At 70.4% G+C, this 1,678-nt stretch carries 1 protein-coding gene; it reads right to left on the reverse strand.

The genetic code is table 11. The features are described from left to right. A partial coding sequence (locus B7767_RS46655; protein ID WP_085575002.1) for a hypothetical protein occupies positions 1-996 on the reverse strand: 996 nt, incomplete at its 3' end. Positions 997-1,678 lie beyond the last annotated feature (682 nt).

The following is a 1,678-nucleotide window of genomic DNA, read 5'->3' on the forward strand; positions in this document are numbered from 1 at the left end:
CTGGGGGAGTGCGGCTGCCTCGTCGACGAGGAGCCGTGCCGCCCGCTGTTCGTGCAGCCGCAGCTGCGTGAGACCGCGGCGGATCCGGTCCGCCGGCAGGGCGGGCAGCCCGGCCTGGAAGGCGGTGACCCGGTCCGACAGCACGGTGGCCAGCTGCGCGATGCGGGCGTAGGCGGCGCGGACCCGCTCGCCGTGCTCGGTGAGCGCCAGGAACCGGCAGAACAGGGTCCGCGAACCGGCCAGCAGCGCCATGCCGTTGACGCCGGGCGCGCGATAGGTGGTGGCGACCGACGTGCGCTCCACGACGAGGTTGTCGCCGATGACGTCGTAGAGCTCGAAGCCGTCGCGGAAGCCGGCCAGGAACGCGCGGTAGGCGTCCTCGAACCCGTCCCGGTCGGGCTCGGCCACCTGCCGGACGGTGGCGCAGCCGGTGAACCAGCGTTCGGGTTCCCGGGCGTAGCCGTCGCGCAGCAGGTCCCATCCCACGGTCAGCGGGAAGTACTCGTGGTCGTCGGCGGTGTTGTCGACCAGCAGGACGTCGGTGCCGCTCGCCCCGCAGACGAGGAACGAGTGCAGGAGCCGGTACTCCTCGGGGAGCGTGCCGGCCCGGCGCATGAACTCCACCCAGTGGGGGAAGTGGTGCCGGGGCGCGTAGAAGAACACCGGCTGTCCCGCGGCGAGGAAGTCGGTCAGGCCGGACTCGAAGCGGTCCAGGTCCACGGCCTTGGCCGAGAGCACCTCGAACCCGAGCAGGCGCAGGTCGTCGTCGTTCACGTACGGGGTGTCGTACGCCCAGCGGTCCCCGCCGCGCAGGTGGCAGTGGCGGTGGACGGCCGAAGTGGAGCCCAGGGCCCGGTACATCAGCAGGTCGGACCAGGGGGTGCGGCTGCCGACGTACGCGAGGAGCTGGGTCTTGCGGCAGTGCAGGTGGTTGTTGGGGTCCCGGGTGCGGATGCGGTCCACACCCGGTAACTCGATCATCTGGTCGACGGACAACAGCGGAAACCTCCGTTCGGCGACGCCTTCGCCGTGGACGCCGGAGCGAGGAGTGCCGTACTCCGGCGGGTCCGATCCGTCACGCGGGACGGCGGTGCCGTGGTGGGAGCGACGGGCTCGGTGGGGCCGTGCACGACGATGTGCGGATGCTCTTCACGGCGCGCGCCGGGGATTCCCGCCATTGGGCGATCTCCGGCGAGGCGCGCGGAAACAACGAGCAGAGGGGTCCTGCGGGACCCGGTCGGCGAAACATTCGAAGTCGATGCGGATGACGTTCGACTGTTCGCCCGGCTTGCAACATCATGGCAGGCCCCAAGTAACGAGACAATAAAAGTCATATGATTTGGCGCCTGCCGGGGTTCATTGCAGGTCAACGTGATGGAGAGGGGCGCAGGTGCTGCGCCGGAGCGTGAAAGGGTGGCCGTCGTCCTGAACGCACGTTCAGGTGAATCAGAAACTTGCGTGCCGTTCAGCTCGAAAGTGTCGATGCTTTCGGCGCATGTGAGAGTCGAGTCGTCATCGGTTCCACCGGGCCGCCGGTGCGCCCCGACCGGTCGGCACGAGTGCGGTCACCGCGTCGACGGGTTCGCCGGGAAGCGGCCGGGCGGCCACCGGGACGTGGCGCGGCCCGTGCGGGATGTCCCGGTCCGGTGCGGGCGGCACGCCCCCCGGGGCCGGCCGG

Source organism: Streptomyces sp. 13-12-16 (assembly GCF_002114215.1).
Taxonomy (GTDB): Bacteria; Actinomycetota; Actinomycetes; order Streptomycetales; family Streptomycetaceae; genus Streptomyces.